The organism is Burkholderia sp. Ac-20345 (assembly GCF_017104825.1).
Taxonomy (GTDB): domain Bacteria; phylum Pseudomonadota; class Gammaproteobacteria; order Burkholderiales; family Burkholderiaceae; genus Burkholderia; species Burkholderia lata_B.
This window is the reverse complement of record NZ_JAAGPO010000491.1, coordinates 1-1,569: the sequence shown is the minus strand read 5'-3', so window position 1 is coordinate 1,569 and position 1,569 is coordinate 1. Positions and strand designations below refer to the sequence as shown.

At 71.1% G+C, this 1,569-nt stretch carries 1 protein-coding gene and 1 pseudogene; one reads left to right on the top strand and one right to left on the bottom strand.

Features of this window, described 5'->3' with window-relative positions:
- Window positions 1-95 precede the first annotated feature (95 nt).
- A pseudogene (locus G3O06_RS48210) lies at window positions 96-752 on the bottom strand (LysR family transcriptional regulator); the annotation flags it as partial.
- Between the two features lie 100 nt (window positions 753-852).
- On the opposite strand from G3O06_RS48210, the gene G3O06_RS48205 reads away from it, so the two are divergent.
- Window positions 853-1,569, top strand: a 717-nt coding sequence (locus G3O06_RS48205; RefSeq protein WP_205820442.1) for an MFS transporter, incomplete at its 3' end; no start/stop codon positions are given.

Here is a 1,569-nt window from a genome sequence, read left to right as displayed (position 1 = left end):
GTGCGATGCGGTCAGTTGCGATGCAACTGCATCGTCGCGCGGTCGAGTTCGCCCTTGACGACCATCGGCATCACGGCGAGCGCGCGTTCGATCGACGCGTCGATCACGTCCTGTTCCTCGCGGCGCGCGACTTCGAGCGTGCCGCGCTCCTGTTCGGGTACCGCGAAGCGCGCGTCGGCGAGGTCGGCCGCGCGAAGGGCGGCCATCGATGCGTAGCGCGAACCGGCCGGCACGGCCGCGACGAACACGTCGCGCTGCAGCGTAATGACCCGCAGGCCGCCGGGCAGCGGCAGCGGCGGGCGTACGTACGCGAGATCGAGCCGGCCCGTGTCGAGCTGGTTCGCGACGTCGTCCATCGGCACTTCGCGCAGGTTCAGTTCGATGCGCGGGTGCGCGTCACGAAACGCGCCGACGGTGCGTTGCAGCGTGCCCGAATAGACGGCCGACGACACGTAGCCGATCTCGATCCGGCCGAGCTCGCCGCGCTCGGCCAGCGCGGCGAGTTCGCGGCCGCGCTGCAGGTGCTCGACCGCGGCGCTCGCCTCGGCGAGATAGGCCTCGCCGGCCGCGCTCAGCGTGACCGCGCGGCGCGACCGGTGAAAGAGGCGCACGCCGAGCACGCGTTCGGCCTCCTGGATCTGCCGCGTGAGCGCGGGTGGCGCCATGTCGAGCGCTTCGGCCGCGCGGGCGAAGTGCAGGTGTTGCGCGACGCTCAGGAACGCGCGCACGTGACGGAATTCGAGCCGGTCCATGATTGCAATTTTCGTCAATAAAACAGCATCGGAGTATCAATGACAGGCAATACGGGCCAAGCCTAGCATACGGTTCGTTCATCCTGTTCCGGAGTAGCCGATGTCCCAGTCTTCACCGGCGTCGCGCGCGGGCGCGGCTGCCGCCCCGCGCCCGGGCGCACGCATGCCTGCCGCCGCGACGCTCGCCGTCGCGTCCGCAACCTGCTCGCTGATCGTGCTCGACACGAACGTCGTCGCCGTGTCGCTGCCGAGCATCGCGCGCAGTTTCCACGCGAGCTTCGCCGATATCGAATGGGTCGTGAGCGCGTACATGACCGCGTTCGCCGCTTGCCTGCTGCCGGCCGGCGGGCTCGCCGACCGGTTCGGGCGCAAGCGGATGCTCTTCACGGGGCTCGCGCTGTTCTTTCTCGCGTCGCTCGGCTGCGGCGTCGCGCCGTCGGCCGGCTGGCTGATCGCCGCGCGGGCGGTGAAGGGCGGCGGCGCCGCACTGCTGCTGACGGCCGCGCTCGCGGTGATCGCGAACCGTTTTCCGGAAGGGCGCGAACGGGCGCGCGCGTGGGCGATCTGGGGCATGTGCATGGGGATCGCGACGGCCATCGCGCCGCTCGTCGGCGGTGCGATCACGCAATGGATCGGCTGGCGCTGGGTGTTCCTGCTGAACCTGCCCGTCTGCCTGTTGCTCGCGGCCGGGGCGCGCGTGGCGATCGACGAGTCGCGCGATCCGCACGCGAAGCGCGTGGACGCGGCCGGCAGCCTGCTGTTCGGTGCGGCGCTCGCGTGCGCGATCGCGGCGCTGATCGGCGCGCCGTCGCACGGC